The following is a 16,152-nucleotide window of genomic DNA, read 5'->3' on the forward strand; positions in this document are numbered from 1 at the left end:
TATTAGTTTTTTAAAATTTTAAATCAATACCTATAGTATAAGTCTTAACGTTAGGATATGCAGCTACATAAGCATCAGTTTCTGGGTCAACACCATCATATGGGGTAATAACGAAAAGGTTTTGGGCATCAAGTCTAATTGTTGCAGTATTTATAACTTTCCCTATCCATTTGGATGGTATATTATATGCTAAGGATAAATTTTGAAGTCTTATAAACCAAGCATCTTGTAAGAAAAAATTTCCAGAACTATATTGAGTATATCCATAATGAGAAGCTGGCCTTGAGTTTGTTGGGTTATCTGGTGTCCATCTACCATAGATACTTCTTAAGGCATTACGTCCATTTTGCCAAACGCCATCAGCAGAAATACCTAAAGCAACATCTGTCTGATCTGCTATCTGTCTTCCAAACATACTATTAAAATGAAAGTTAAGTTCAAAGTTCTTATAGCTAATACTATTGCTAAAACCTGCAATAAAATCTGGATCCGATGATCCTAATAGTACAATATCAGCTTCGTCAATTTTTCCATCTGGCTCGCCAGTTGCTATAAATCTTCCATTTTCGTCAACTAATGGATTTCCTGAACCATCTCTTGAAAAACCATTGACATCTTTAATCTTTATTTGACCAGGAAATAAATCTGGTTGTGCTGGAACCACCTCTCCTATTTGCATCACACCATCAGATAAATATGAGTATTGAGCACGTATGGGATCATCTATATTTTGATAAATAGCAGGCTTCCAATCTGCGGCCCTTTCCTTCCATCTGTCTTTAAATTTAGAAAACGTTAAAGTACTTTTCCATTTAAAATTTTCTGTATCAACGTTAACAGTATTTAAAGTAAGTTCCACTCCTCTACTTTGGGTGCTTCCAATATTAGCCCAAACCGTATTTATTTCATTATATGAATTGATTGGTTTTAATTGTAGTAAATCTGAAATTTCTTTATTATAAACTTCAACAGATCCAGATAGTCTTCCTTTGATGAATTCAAAATCAAGACCAATGTTAGTTTCTTTTGTTGTTTCCCATTTTAAATCTGGATTCTCTAATCTTGAAGGAAATACACCAATTAGTATAGATTCATCGGGGTTTAAATATGCCGGTTGTGCGTAATAAGCAGCATAAGCATTAGAACCAATATCAGCATTTCCAGTTTCACCATAACCCACTCTTAGTTTTAATTGCGAAATATTATCACTTATGTTTTTTATAAAAGGCTCCCCAGCAATATCCCAACCAACAGCTACTGAAGGAAAAATGGCAAACCTATTGTTTTTAGAGAATACACTAGAACCGTCTCTACGAATGGTTGATGATAAAATATATCTGCCTTTATAAACATAGTTTATTCTACCAAAATAAGACACTAAATTATCTTCATTTTTTGAAGAGGCTATAACTTTTGTACCTGCACCAGCATTAATATTATTCCATAAAAAAGCATCTGTTATAAAATCACTATTTCCTGAAGAAGCACCCTCTGATCTATATTTTTGTCTTGAATATCCAACCAAAAAATTTAAATTATGGTCGTCATTAATAATTTTAGAATAATTTAATGTAAAATCAAACAAGGCATCATTCTTTTTCTGGTTTGCAATTGTTGCTTTACCGTTTTCTAAGGCACCCCACAAAGTCGTTCTTGGCAAATAAGTGTTTCTACTTGTATAACCTTGATCTATACCTGCTTGTAACCTAGCTACTAAACCTGAAAAAGGTTTAATTTCCATAAAAAAGTTTGTTAAAGTTCTATCAATAACACCTTGATCTGTTATAGTAAGTAATGAATATGGATTAGGCTCCTGTGCATTGTCTGGATTAATGGGATAGTTTCCAAACTCATCAATAGCTTGTATGTGTGGACCATATTGTAACGCCGATCTGATGATTCCAGAATTTTCATATTGATCTCCACCCAATTGGCTATTTTCATTATTGATTCTACTCATAGTAAGATTCATACCAACACTTAAAAAGTCGTTTAGCTTTTGATCTAAATTAAATCTTAGGGAAGCTCTATCAAAAGCTGAATTTTTCAAAACCCCATTTTGCTTATACAGGTTACCTGACAAGTAGTATTTTGTTGTTTCTGTTCCTCCAGTTAAAGAAAGGTTGTGTTGTTGTGTACTACCGTCCCTTGTTACTAGATCCAGCCAATTGGTTCCTTTACCTGCATTATTTATTTGATCATCTGAATAAAACCTTTTAAATGGAACACCATTTACGGGATTTGCAATAGCTTCCTCTAAGGTTTTATTACTATAAGGGTACACTCTATTTTGAAAGGTCCAATTTTCATACGCTGCATCATTTCTTAATTGCATCCATTCTTGTAAACTCAATACATCAAAGCTATTGTTATATGCCTGATATGAATAAGATGCTGAATAGGCAACTTGTACTTTTCCAGCTGCACCTTTTTTTGTGGTGATTAAAATAACACCATTTGCTGCTCTTGCACCATAAATGGATGTTGCACTAGCATCTTTTAATACTGAAACTGAATCAATATCATTAGGGTTGAAAGAATTTAAAATACTTTGTGTTCCACCATCATATCTGTTTCCTGTTCCAGGTTGTTGAAAATCTGTGATAGGAAAACCATCCACAACTATTAAAGGAGCGTTTGAAGCGTTAATTGATCCTGCTCCTCTAATTTGAATATCTAATCCTCCGCCTGGTTGTGCACTATTTTGAGTAATTTGTAAGCCAGAGACTTTGCCCCTAAGTACATCTCCAATTGAGGGCGAAGACGACAATACCAATTCTTCTGTTTTAACTGTAGAAATAGCACCAGCGATATCCTTCTTTCTTTGTGTACCATATCCAACAACAACAACTTCATCCAAACTTGTATTATCTGTAATTAAAGAAACATTGATAGTTGAATTTCCACCAACTAACACTTCTTGAGCAACAAAACCTAAATAGGAAAAAATTAATGTTGCACCTTCTTTAACCGATATGCTATATTTACCATCAAAATCTGTAGAGGTTCCAGTTGTTGTACCTTTTATCAAGACTGTAGCACCAGGAAGCGAAATTCCTGCTTCATCTGTTACCATGCCAGTAACTATTTTCTCTTGAGTTTTGACGTTCAGTGCATCTAAAGAAATAGTGGAGTTCAGCGAATAAGCATTCGCATTGGTCTTGAATAAAAAGACTAACACTATTATTAAAATTAGTTTCACTTTTAATTCAAATTTTGACCTAGGACTCTCTTTGCCGAGTAGTTTCATATTTTTTTTCATATTTTTGTTGGTGATTTATTAATTAGAGATTAAATTAAGTCACTTATTATAACCGGAAAATGCTGCAACATTTTTCGGTTTTTAAGCTTTGTTTAGCATGAATTGTTGTTCCATATTTCATTTTTTATTAGTATTAGTAATTAATTGTTTGTAGTTTTTTATTTATAACTTAATTTTTGCTTGTTCCGTTTGTATTCTTGCACCGGGATCTACTGTCACTTGATAGGCATCTTTAGCTCCAGCATTTTTTATACCTTCTATAACTTTTTGTTCTTTTCCTTTGGGAGCTAAAACAACAATACTACCTCCTCCTCCAGAGCCTACAATTTTAGCTCCAAACGCTCCCGCATTTAAAGCTCCATCTATCATATTGTCAATTCGAGGCACAGTAATTTTCAAAACATCTTTTAATATTTTATGATGTTCATTCATTAAATGACCAATCTTTTTAAAATCAGGTTGTTTTTTTGTGAATTCCAAAAAGGCCTTTTGAGTAATATCATGGTTTATAATGGCTGCATACAGATAAGACTGCAAATCATCAGGGACATAATTTAAGTATTTTTTTAAGTCTTCCTTTTTTGCGTGCTTAATATCAAAATCTTTGATGTCTTTTTTAACACTTAGTATAGCTGACCATGATTTTTCTCTTAATTCACCTAAAAGACCAACTGTTTCCTTTGGAATACCTGATTCGCCAATTATAACACCACATAAAGGTGTATTAATTACCTGATACGAAAAGTCGTCTCCAGTCTCTATATATACTATATTTCCTAATCCAATACTATACTGATCCATTTTACCTCCTGGTGCTCCTTGTTCAAGAACCTCAGATTCATATGCAATTTGTGATATGACTTCAGGAGATACATCAATATTAATTCCAAAAGCTTCAATTAAAAAATTAACCCATGATACAACAACCGCTGAAGAACTAGATGTCCCAGCGTTAATAGGTAAGCTTCCTTTTATCTCAATATCATAACCTTTATTTGGTGTACAGCCATATCGTTTTAATACTTTAAGAGCATATAATAAATGATCTCCTTTTTCAATAGAATGAACTTCTTCATCAAAATTAATAACTCTCTTTTGGTTTATATCCGGTTTGTTTATATTAAAAATTCGCAATCCATTTTCAATTGCTGTAAGTTTAATATTTCTGCTTATAGCACATGCAATAACAGGCAATCCTAAATAGTCCTGATGATCGCCAAATAAACATGTTCTTCCCGGTGCTAATGATATTATTTTTCTCATTTAAAGTGCAAATAGTGTTTTATTAAAATTGATTTTGTGTTATTGATTTATTGAAAAAACATCAATTTTATATCATGTGTTTTAGCGAATGTATTTATTTATTTTTAATAAAAAAAGAAAAACACAAAAAAATGTGCTCGAACACACAAAAAAAATGTTTTCGAGCACATTTTTTTAATATTAAACTTTAGTTTTTATATATTTGCCTATTATGAAGAAGTATACAATTAAAGATATTGCCGAACTCGCTGGAGTTTCAAAAGGAACTGTTGATAGAGTTATACATAATAGAGGAAAGGTATCACAAAAAGCCTTAGATAAAGTGAAAAAACTGCTTGAGGAGATTGATTACCAACCAAATCCAATGGCTAGAAACTTAAAAAACAATAAAGTATACAAAATTTGTGTTGTATTACCAAACCCCGAAGAGGACAGCTTTTGGGAACCTTGTATTAATGGAGTAAATCAGGCTATTCAAGAATTTAAATCTTTTTTGGTTGATATAAAATTGTTTTTTTATAGCCCTAATAGCACAAAATCATTTCAAGATGTAAACAATAAAGTATTAGATTTGTCACCTGATGCTGTTTTATTAACACCTCTTTTCTATAAAGAAAGTATTCTGGTTGCCAATAATTATAAATCTGCCGGTATTATTGTAAGTACATTTAATAATCAAATAGATTTAGAACAAATTGTTAGTTTTGTTGGACAAGATTTGCACCAAAGTGGTAGAGTTGCCGCTCGATTGATGCATATGATTTTACCTAAGAAATCAGATATTATTATTTGCCATATTGATGAGACATTTAATAATGCTATCCATATGCAGAGAAAAGAAAAAGGGTTTAGGGATTACTTTGAAGAGGTAGGTGATTTAGAATATAGTATATTAACCATTAATGTTAATAAGGAAAATCTAAATAAATCACTCAACAAATTTTTAAAGTCAAAAGATAATGTTTCAGGTATATTTGTAACAACTTCTAAGGCATTTAATGTAGTAGAAATACTTCAGGAAAGCAACTATAAAAACATTAAAGTTATTGGTTACGATTTATTAAACGAAAATATTAATTTCTTAAAAAAAAATATTATATCATTTTTAATACACCAAAGTCCAAAAGCTCAAACCTATCTTGGATTAACCTACTTAATTGAACATTTTCTTTTTAATAAAGACATTCCAAATCAAAAGCTGCTACCGATTGATATAGTGAATTCTGAAAACTTAAGTTCTTATATTGAAAATTAGCGTTTTACTGTTCTAGTTTAAAAACACCAAATGAAGACGCTATGTGAAAATTGGGGGTCTCAGTTTCTGGATCGATCCAAGTTAACCATATTGGCTCAAAAACTGAATTTTCTTTTTTAAAGTATTTCGCTCTATAAATACCTGCTTCTATTATATTATTACGGATTAAATTTAATTTATTTAAAGAAGCGATACTTATTTTTCCTTCCACACTAAATCCTTTTGAATTAGAGCTGGATTTTACAATCAAATCATCTTGAGGCCAATTCCAATTAAAATCAAAATTCTTCTTTGGATAGGCCTTGAAATCCATAATTCTTGGTGTAGGATCTATTTCTAGACAATAATAAGGATTAAGAGAAGCATTAGATCGGAAAAACAACTCAACTCTATCAGACTTATTTATACTATTAAAACTGTCATCTATTTTATCGACATGTATGGTGTTATCCAAAACCTCAAAGCAAAAGAATAAATAATCTCCATCCCATAATGCCTTAAACTTTGTTTCTGTATTCTTTATCTCTTCCCAAGGTGAATGGAAATCGCTTAAATTATTAGCTTTTTCCCATAAATGACTATCAACTTTTCCAGTGATATGTAATTCATTTATAGGAATACTATTTACACTATAAGTTCTCACTTTTTCTATAATTATAATTAACAATCAATTATTTCATGAAAATTTCTTTTGATAAAAATACCTAATAATTTTATTAAGAGAAATAATAGTGAAACATTAGTGCCTCAAAAAAATTATAATTTCAATATTGATATTTTTTTTAATACTTAAATTTACTTTCATAGAGTGTAGGTCTTTAAGAAAACTGCAAAACACAGTTCTACCAATTAATTATGCTACACCCAAATAAAACAACTACACAATTAAGCAACAACATTGAAATACTGCTCCATTAATTGATATAGAACTTTAAAAACGATATATTGAAAAATGTTTGAAAATTTAATAACACCACATCCACATTTGAAAAACCTCTAGCCTAATAATAAACTTGTAAGAATTGATTTTTTTATTATTTAGTTAGGCCTTTTTAAAACCATAGCCAACATAAATATTGATCATATTGAAATTTTTTTATGCGATGAAATAAGAGAGCATTTTATTGTTTTTCTAACGATTTTTCTTTTGAGTTTATCCTGTGATATAACTCTGTATTATCCTCATAAGGTCTATAGCCTTGTTTTAAAAGCCTTAATAATACTTTTCTATAGTTACCCAATACGGAAAGGTGCTCCTCTTTGGTTTTCTAGGTATTGGCGTCACCATAAAATGGGGCGCCCGTTTTAATCTTCCATTCTTTGGATTTCGGAATGAGAAATAAACATACCAGCGCTTATTTAGATTACCGCCTGCGGAATAGATTTTTGGGTTGGAAAAATTCGTTTTAAAGCCAAATCGTATGCACTTTTGTATTCTAATGTAATTAATTCCTTTAAAGTATACATAAAAAAACGGTTTAGGAAAACTAAACCGCTGTTTTTAAAAACTTTATACTTTGTAGCGGGAACTGGACTCGAACCTGTGACCTTCGGGTTATGATCTCTGCGCCAAAAGAATTTCAAGCACAATCATGAGGAGAAACAACCCTCAAAATTATAAAAACGTATGCAGTTTTAAGTTTTCATATTAATAATAATATCAATGTAATTTATTGAATTAATTGTTAATGGAATTAAATAAATTTCAAAGGTTTAAGGTGGTGTTTTTGAAAATCAAGCTATTTATACAACCAAAATTGAACCTCGGCTGGATTCGAGCTACTTTTTTATACCCTTATGTTTATTGCCTCATCAACACCAATTAACAAAATGGTGAAAAAATAGTGGAAAAACGATTTTTCATTACCTACCCAAATATAGTTTTTTTAAATACTTTAATAGGAATATACACTTTAAAAAAAATTGTTTGGCCTTTTAATATTACAATTAAAAAAATTTGATTCGATACAATTAATCTTAATAATTGGTTTAAATATCACAATCAAACAACTAAATTTAAGTGGTATATGAGTACAAAATCTTAATTATAATTTTCTAATCTCATACAACTACAAATATTTCCTAGTTCTAGCTTTTTAAAGTTGGAGGTATTTTCTAAAAAAACATATATCCCCATATTAAGTCAATTAATAGGAATTTCTTTTTTAGATTTGTTTTATAACTAAAACTTCACTTAAAATTCAATGAACCTTATATTAGAGGAAATAAGGAAAAAGAACGAAAAAGTTTTTAAAACCTTTTTTGATAAGCACTATAAAGATTTAGTGACCTATGCTTATGGTTATCTTTATGATAAAGCCTCTAGTGAAGATGTGGTACAAGACGTTTTTATTTACATCTGGGAACATGCCGAAAGTTTAAAAATTGAAACATCATTAAAAGGTTATCTTTATTCAATGGTTAGAAATAGATGCTTAAATTTTTTGAAGTCTATTAAAATTACTGACAATTATGAGTTTTTAGAATTCAATATTAATTTGATAACAGAGCATGTATTCGATTCTAATTCAGAAGAAGAGAAAAAAATAGTTTATCATCAAATTTTAAAAATTGTAGATACACTTCCAGAAAAAATGCAACAAGTTGTTAAGCTAAAGTTTTTGCATAATTACAAATATTCCGAAATTGCTAGTGAACTGGATATTTCAATAAACACCGTTAAAACCCAACTTAAAAGGGCTAAATTAAAAATTACAGAAATGGTAACGGGACTGTTAATTTTACTTCAAATAAATCACTAAAAACAAACTTACACTGATTTGTTTTCACGCTTTTTTAAATTTTATTGAAAATAATATAAATTTTTTGTCACCCATTATTAAGTTTCTGTTGTCTAAATATTAAATAAAGGCAAACAAATTAAATAATGGAATTTAAAATTATTATAAAAAAATTAAACAATACGCTTTCAAAAGAAGAAGAAGTCTTGTTTAATGACTGGTACAATGAATCTGCTGACCATAGGTTGTACTTTGAAAATGTAAAAGAAAATTACAAGAATGATGTTGAATTAATCAACATTGAAAAAGCATGGAATTCAATTCATAAAAAGATAGCTGTTCAACCAAAGAAAACCAAATATTTAAAATATGCAGCGGCTGCGGTTTTATTGTTATCAATTTCTTTTTTAATAAAAAATCGAAATACAGAACCTAATGAAGATCCTGTAATAGTAATAAATGATATAATTAAACCAGGAACAGATAAGGCAACCTTAATACTTGAAGATGGTACTCAAATTGCCTTAGAAAAAGGAAAAGAATATCAAACTAAAAATAGTGTAAGTAATGGAGAAGAAATTACTTATAGTTCTAACACCGCAAAATCTAATAAAATAGCATATAACTATTTAACTGTACCAAGAGGAGGTGAGTTTATTGTAAAGCTTGCCGATGGCACCAAAGTTTGGTTGAATTCTGAATCGCAACTAAAATATCCCACAACGTTTATTGAAGGCCAAGAACGACTTGTTGAGCTAGTTTATGGTGAAGCCTATTTTGAAGTTTCTCCTAGCACAGAACATAAAGGAGCTAAATTTAAAGTAATTAATAATAGTCAAGATATTGAAGTTTTAGGAACTAAGTTTAATGTAAAAGCCTACAAAGACGAGTCGCAAATTTACACTACACTTGCCGAAGGTAAAGTTGCTGTAAACACCAAAACAAGCAATGCGGTTTTAGTACCGGGGCAACAATCTGTTTTAAACTCAGATGACAGTAATTTTGAAATTAATACAGTTGATGTTAATACTGAGTTAGCTTGGATTCATGGCGATTTCGTTTTTCATAAAAAATCGTTTAAAGAAATAATAAAAGTGCTGTCGCGCTGGTATGATGTAGATTTTGAGTTTTTAAATGACAATGTAGCAAACCAGAGATTTAATGGTCAATTAAGCAAAAACCAAAATTTAGAAACTATTCTATTATTGATAAAGAATACAAATAAAATTGAATCTTATGAAATAAAAGACAAAACAATCTTTTTAAATTAAATAAAAAAGAGGGAAAGAAATATAAACATTGGACCGTGAATACTTCTCCCTCCTTTAAATACGATTAATTAATTAAATGTTTAACTAACTAATACCTTTCAAATTTATGAAAAATAACTTAACGAATGTCCGTTTCAAAAAACGGGATGCAATGATTATTATGCGAGCACTAGTTTTTTTATGCTGTTTTTCAGTGTTTAGCTTAACACCAGAGAACATAATGTCTCAAAACACAAAAATTACAGTTGACGCAGACAAAACAGTGTCAATTGATGAAGTGTTTATTATGATTAGTAATCAAACCGATTATAATTTTATTTATTCAGAAGATTTATTTCAAAACACTTCAAAAGTGCACCTTAAAAAAGGAAAAGTAAAGGTAAGCGATTTATTAAATGAATGTATTACTTCTAATAACCTTGATTTTACGTTAACGGATGATAATGCAATTATTATAAAACAATTGCCAAAAACAGTATTGTCTGAACAAGAATTAAAGGTTTCAGGTATTGTCACAGATGAAAACAAAATACCAATTCCAGGTGTTGCTGTATTGATTAAAGGAACAAAAAAAGGAACCACAACAGATATCAATGGCCATTTTCTAATAGAAGTAGAAGGAAACTTTGTGACATTACAGTTTCTTGCGTTGGGTTATGAAACACAAGAAATTAAATTAGGAGATAATACTCTTATCAATATAGTTTTAAAAGAAAGTAGTTTAGATCTAAATGAAATTTTAGTAACTGGTTATCAGAATATTTCGGCAGAAAGAGCAACAGGGTCTTTTTCAAAACTTAAAGCTGAAGAATTGAAAAGTCAGCGTTTAAATAGTCTGGATAAAGTTTTAGAAGGTCGAATAGTAGGGTATCAAAATGGGGTAATAAGAGGAACAACCTCTATGAGAGGATTAACAACTCCTTTGTATGTAATTGATGGTTTTCCTATTGAAAACACAAGGTATAATCCAGAAACTTTTAGATTAGAAGAAAATTTACCAAATTTAAATTTAGAAGACATCGAAAGTATCACCGTATTAAAAGATGCTGCAGCTTCCTCAATTTATGGAGCACGTGCAGCAAATGGTGTGATTGTAATTACCACAAAAAAAGCCAAAGTTGGTAAAACAAACATTTCGTTTTCTAGCACTTTGACGGTTACTCCTTTTAGAAATTATAATGGGAACCTTACTGATTCTGGAGATATTATTGGTCTTGAAAGAGAATGGGCTGCTGGAAATCCTAATTTAGCAGGTCCTGGAAGCAGTTCATATGCTGCTTCATTGTTAAGCAATGCAGCATATACTAGTCTTGGTATGCAAAGTCTTTTAAACTATTATGCTGGAAATATTTCAGAATCTGCAAATAATAATCGTTTAGACGCTTTAAGTGCGATGGGATATAAATATTATGATGACATTGCTAAATATGCAAAAAGAGATCAATATTTAACACAGCACAATTTTAGTCTTGGCACGTCTTCTGAAACGAATAGTTTTATTGCCTCTATTACTTATAAGGGTAATAAATTTGAAGATAGATATTCTAAAGATGAATCGATTGGTATTAACCTAAAAAATTCAACTGAGATAGCAGACTGGTTAACTCTGGATTTAGGAACTTATGTTAATTATAACAAAAATGATAGACAAACTTTTAATGCTTTAAATCCAGGATTTAAATACCAGCCGTATAATCAATTGGTTAATGACGATGGCACTAATTTCACCTCTACAGCAGCCTCTAGATATAATGATTTCACACTTCAAGCCATCCAAAATTACGGTCTTTATAATATGGATATTACTCCAATGGATGAGTTTAAAGGAAACATTGATAAAACTAAAAGCTTTTTGAATAGGACTTTTGTTAAATTTAATGTGAAATTTAGTGATGCATTAAGCTATAATGCTATGTTTCAATATGAATATGGCGTAGATCGTTCAAGTCTATTAAGAGACAAAAACTCGTATAGTGTAAGAAATCAAGTAAACGGTTTAGCAACTATTTCTAATAGTAATACAGCTGTTTACAATTTACCTTATGGAGATATTTTAAACGAAAGAAACCAATTTTCTAATGCCTATAATTTTCGTCAGCAATTAAATTTTGATAAAACATTCGACAGTAAACATGACGTAACTGCTCTTGTTGGTATGGAAATGCGTCACTCAAAATTAGAATATAAAGATAATACGCGCTACGGTTGGGATGAACAAACATTATCTTTTACACCGGTAAATCAAGCCGATTTACTTAAAGTATATGGCCCTATTTTTGGAGGTTACATGTCTCAGAATAATTTTTCTGTAGATCGAGAATTGCTAAATCGTTATGTGTCTTTTTATGGTAATGCGGGTTATACTTATGACAGAAGATATACAATAACTGGAAGTTTACGTTGGGATCGTTCTAATCTTTGGGGAACAGATAATAAATATCAAAATAAGCCAACTTGGTCAACAGGAGCATCATGGAATATTGATAGAGAATCATTTTTTCAAACGTCTTGGATAGATATGCTTAAACTTCGTGTTTCTTATGGAATTGGAGGAAATATTGCTAAAGATTCTGCACCTTATTTAACTGCTTATTATAGCACAAATAATAATGTTGGAGGAACTCAAGGATCGGTTAGGTCTCGGCCAAATCCAGAATTGTCATGGGAAAAAACGACGACAACCAACTTAGGTTTAAATTTTGCATTCTTTAAAAATAGATTATCAGGAGCTTTCGATTTTTATAACAAAAAAGGAGAAGATTTATTATCTAACAGTAACGGAATTCCAACTGAAGGTTGGGGGTATTCTACCTATACGATTAACAATGGTAAAATGACGAATAAAGGTATTGAACTTAGTTTGGATGGTACCATAATTAAAACGCCTACTTTTTCTTGGGAAGCAGGTTTTATGTATGCGCATAATAAAAACGAAGTAACCTATGTAAATGTAGAGGCACCTGTTTATTTCTTACAATTAGATTATCCATCAGAGTTTCCTAGAGTTGGTAAAAACTTTAATTCTATCTATGGATACAAATGGGCGGGTCTAAGCAGTACTGGTTTACCACAAGTAAATGACGCATCTGGAACTCCAGTGAGTTACAATCCAGCCGATTTATTAGCGATAGAAGATTATGGCACTACGGTTCCTACTCAAAGTGGTTCTTTTAACACTTCTTTTTCTTATAAAAACTTTTCTCTTTCTGCACTTTTTATTTATCAGTTAGGACATAAAATGAGAAATACATTTTTACCAATGTTACCCAATAATTACTCCAGAGCGGTATTTGGTTATATTACCGATATAAGTGTAGTAAACAAACGTATAGAAGATAGATGGCAACAACCAGGTGATGAGGCTTTTACTGATGTTCCTCGCGTGGTGTATGAGTATGATCCGGATTTTAATTCTGATTTACAATCTATTTATTCTTATGCAGATATTAATATAATTGACGCTTCAAATGTGCGATTAAGTAATATATCGCTAGGGTATCAATTGCCTTCTAGCCTTATAAATAGAGTGAAATTACAAGATGTTAGATTTAATCTTAACATAGAGAATGTTTTTACAGTTGCGAAAAGCAAAGATGCTAAATACCTTTTAGGTGGTTACCAATCTCCAAATTTTGTTTTTGGTGTAAATGTTAATTTCTAATTTTAAAAAGACTATACGATGAAAAATATATATTACAGTATTCTATGTTCGTTACTATTGAGTTTAACTTTTACCTCATGCGATAGCTACTTAGATGAAGTACCAAAAGGATCAAAAATACCAACCACATTAGCCGACTTTGAAGCTTTTATTCGTTATGAATACACAAATCACAAAGTAGATGTTGCTCAGGCATTGAATTTATTAAACGATAGATATATTGGCCCTTCAACATTATCATACGATCGATTGACAAATGCCAATTATATGTGGGATGAAACTGCAGACAGAATTCAATTAAACCAAGCAGATGAAACCACCTATTATGGACAATATGCAGGCATTTCAACTTTTAATTTAATAATTGAAAATGCATTAACTTCAACCGAAGCAACTGAAGACGAAAAAAGACTAATTTGGGCAGAAGCAAAAGTATTACGGGCCATGTCTTACTATAATTTGGTTAATTTTTACGCAGATACTTATGAAGCTTCAACAGCAGGAACAAAATTGTCTGTACCGTTAATTACAAGTGCAGATATAAATGCTCCAAGTAAGCAAGTTACTATTCAGGAGATGTACGATTTTATTCTTTTAGATCTTAATGAGGCTTTGCCATACTTGACTAGTGTGTCACAAACACCATTACATCCAAATTTAGGAACAGCTTATGCTTTTTATTCTCGTGTAAATTTACAGATGAATAATTATGCTGAAGCATTAAAATATGCAGATTTAGCATTGGCTGAGAATGACCAACTTTATGATTGGACAGCCTATTATGATACCAATAAAACAATTATTGAAACTCCAAATTCATATATTACTACGCCATCTCCAATGGGGTTTAATTATGTTGAGAATTATAATTATCGCCATGGAGCCGTTAATTATTTTTCTACAGAAAATAATGTTCCTGTATACCGTGGACAGCGTTTTGAAACTGGAGATGCCCGTTTCTTGTCACGTTGGAAAATTACAACAGTTGGTGCCGAAACTTATTATAAAAGCACAATGTCTGGGAATTTTAATTATGGAGGAATTACAACTGTAGAGGCTTACCTAATTAAGGCAGAATGTCTTGCGCGTTCAGGAGAGATAAATGATGCAATGGATGTTTTGGATGAAGTTCGTAAAAAACGTATCCTGCCAAGTGAATATCAGAAACTAACAACTACAGATAAAACAGTTGCCATCAATGCGATTTTAAAAACTAAAGAGAATGAGCTTATTCTGACTTTAATTCCTTTTGCTGATGCACGACGTTTAAACGCAGAGGGCGTTTATAAAGTTAGTTTTTCTAAAGTAGATGCTGGAACAGCTTATACGTTATCATCAGATTCTCATCTATGGACGATGCCTTTTCCTCAAGGAGCCACAAAAAACCCAGGTAACGGAACAATTACTCAAAACGTAGATAAATAACATAAAAACCAAGGCTTTCATATTACTGAAGCCTTGGTTTAAAAAATTAATTAAATGAAAAAGATTATTTTAAAAATAAGCATATTAGCTTTTGTAATGTTTGGTGTGTTAACATCATGCAAAGACAACCCAAAAATGAAGGATGCACTAAGCTATACAATAGATGGTAATATAGATAGTTTGCCAAAAGGGATGGTATATTTGATAAAAATAGATGAAGACCAGAAAATTGTTGATTCATCTATAGTAAATCAAGGTAAATTCCAGTTTCAAGGGCAAGTAAATGAACCTTTACTATACAGAATTAAAGAAAAAGATAAACAATATGGGGCCACATTTATACTTGATAATGAAATTATAACAATTAAAGGGAAAAGGGACTCTCTATATTTAGCCGAAGTTAAAGGTGCAACTCAAGATTCTATTTATAAATCATTTTATAAAAACGATTTTACTAAAATTCAAAAAGTAGCTTTTCCAATATATCAATTATCAGATTCATTGCATAAAATAGATGCTTTAGATTTGAGCATTGAAAAGGGTAAACTTTCAAAAGAACATCAAGCCATTCTGGACGAAAAATGGAAAAATTTGGACACGCTATCTATTAAGCTGACTTCAGAATATATTTCTAAAAATGCAGATGCATTAGGTGCAGTTTTGGTTTTAAATGAGAGATTTATTACATATCCTAACCCAGAAACTGCCAAAAAGTTATATAAGATATTGACACCAGAAATGAAACAATCCTTTTATGGAAAAAAGGTAAAAGCATCATTAGATCTTTTTGAAAGAACAGCTGTTGGATCTGTTGCACCAGAGTTTTCACAAACAGATACAAATGGAGATATCGTAAATCTTTCTGACTATAAAGGAAAGTACGTTTTAATCGATTTTTGGGCAAGTTGGTGTGGTCCATGTAGAAAGGAAAACCCTAATGTGGTTTTAGCTTATAATAAATACCATGAAAAAGGATTTAATGTGTTAGGTATTTCTTTAGATGATAAAAAAGACAGATGGTTAAAAGCTATTGAAAATGATGGTTTAATCTGGTCTCATGTTTCAGATTTAAAAGGTTGGGGAAATGAAGTAGCAACCATGTACGGTGTTAAAGCCGTACCCACTAATTATTTAATTGGCCCCGACGGTAAAATAGTAGCTAAAGACCTTAGAGAAGAAAATTTACAAACAAAATTATCCGAAATATTTAAAGATTAGTTAGTTCTTTTTTAGGTAATATTTTATGGTATTAATGGTTATTGACGTTTTAATAA

Annotated in this window: 9 protein-coding genes; 6 read left to right on the forward strand and 3 right to left on the reverse strand. The window is 30.8% G+C overall.

Annotated elements, in window-relative coordinates:
* Positions 1-10: 10 nt before the first annotated feature.
* Positions 11-3,202, reverse strand: a complete 3,192-nt coding sequence (locus tag V8G69_RS07235; RefSeq protein WP_394881160.1) for a SusC/RagA family TonB-linked outer membrane protein — start codon at positions 3,200-3,202, stop codon at positions 11-13.
* 222 nt (positions 3,203-3,424) lie between these two features.
* The gene (locus tag V8G69_RS07240) at positions 3,425-4,525 is read right to left on the reverse strand and encodes a mevalonate kinase (protein WP_394881161.1); all 1,101 of its coding nucleotides are present in this window, start codon (positions 4,523-4,525) and stop codon (positions 3,425-3,427) included.
* 211 nt (positions 4,526-4,736) lie between these two features.
* Here V8G69_RS07240 and V8G69_RS07245 point away from each other — a divergent pair, with 211 nt between their 5' ends.
* Positions 4,737-5,780: a substrate-binding domain-containing protein gene (locus tag V8G69_RS07245; protein WP_394881162.1), complete on the forward strand. Its 1,044-nt coding sequence runs from the start codon at positions 4,737-4,739 to the stop codon at positions 5,778-5,780.
* Positions 5,781-5,784: 4 nt separating this feature from the next.
* Here V8G69_RS07245 and V8G69_RS07250 read toward each other — a convergent pair whose 3' ends face one another.
* Complete coding sequence (locus tag V8G69_RS07250; RefSeq protein WP_394881163.1) at positions 5,785-6,423, reverse strand: sugar-binding protein; 639 nt, start codon at positions 6,421-6,423, stop codon at positions 5,785-5,787.
* 1,561 nt (positions 6,424-7,984) lie between these two features.
* On the opposite strand from V8G69_RS07250, the gene V8G69_RS07255 reads away from it, so the two are divergent.
* The 5 genes from V8G69_RS07255 to V8G69_RS07275 all read left to right on the forward strand — a co-directional run bounded on the left by V8G69_RS07255 (position 7,985) and on the right by V8G69_RS07275 (position 16,096).
* Positions 7,985-8,542, forward strand: coding sequence for an RNA polymerase sigma factor (locus V8G69_RS07255; protein WP_394881164.1), 558 nt, complete (start codon positions 7,985-7,987; stop codon positions 8,540-8,542).
* A 125-nt stretch (positions 8,543-8,667) separates the two neighbouring features.
* On the forward strand, positions 8,668-9,792 hold the full coding sequence (locus V8G69_RS07260; RefSeq protein WP_394881165.1) for a FecR family protein: 1,125 nt from the start codon (positions 8,668-8,670) through the stop codon (positions 9,790-9,792).
* Positions 9,793-9,898: 106 nt separating this feature from the next.
* Positions 9,899-13,453: a SusC/RagA family TonB-linked outer membrane protein gene (locus V8G69_RS07265; RefSeq protein WP_394881166.1), complete on the forward strand. Its 3,555-nt coding sequence runs from the start codon at positions 9,899-9,901 to the stop codon at positions 13,451-13,453.
* Positions 13,454-13,471: 18 nt separating this feature from the next.
* Entirely contained in the window at positions 13,472-14,878 is a 1,407-nt protein-coding gene (locus V8G69_RS07270; RefSeq protein WP_394881167.1) for a RagB/SusD family nutrient uptake outer membrane protein, read from the forward strand.
* A 54-nt stretch (positions 14,879-14,932) separates the two neighbouring features.
* Positions 14,933-16,096, forward strand: coding sequence for a redoxin domain-containing protein (locus tag V8G69_RS07275; protein ID WP_394881168.1), 1,164 nt, complete (start codon positions 14,933-14,935; stop codon positions 16,094-16,096).
* The last annotated feature ends 56 nt before the right edge of the window (positions 16,097-16,152 follow it).

This window comes from Gaetbulibacter sp. M235, assembly GCF_043876835.1.
In the GTDB taxonomy this organism is placed as follows: Bacteria; Bacteroidota; Bacteroidia; order Flavobacteriales; family Flavobacteriaceae; genus Yeosuana.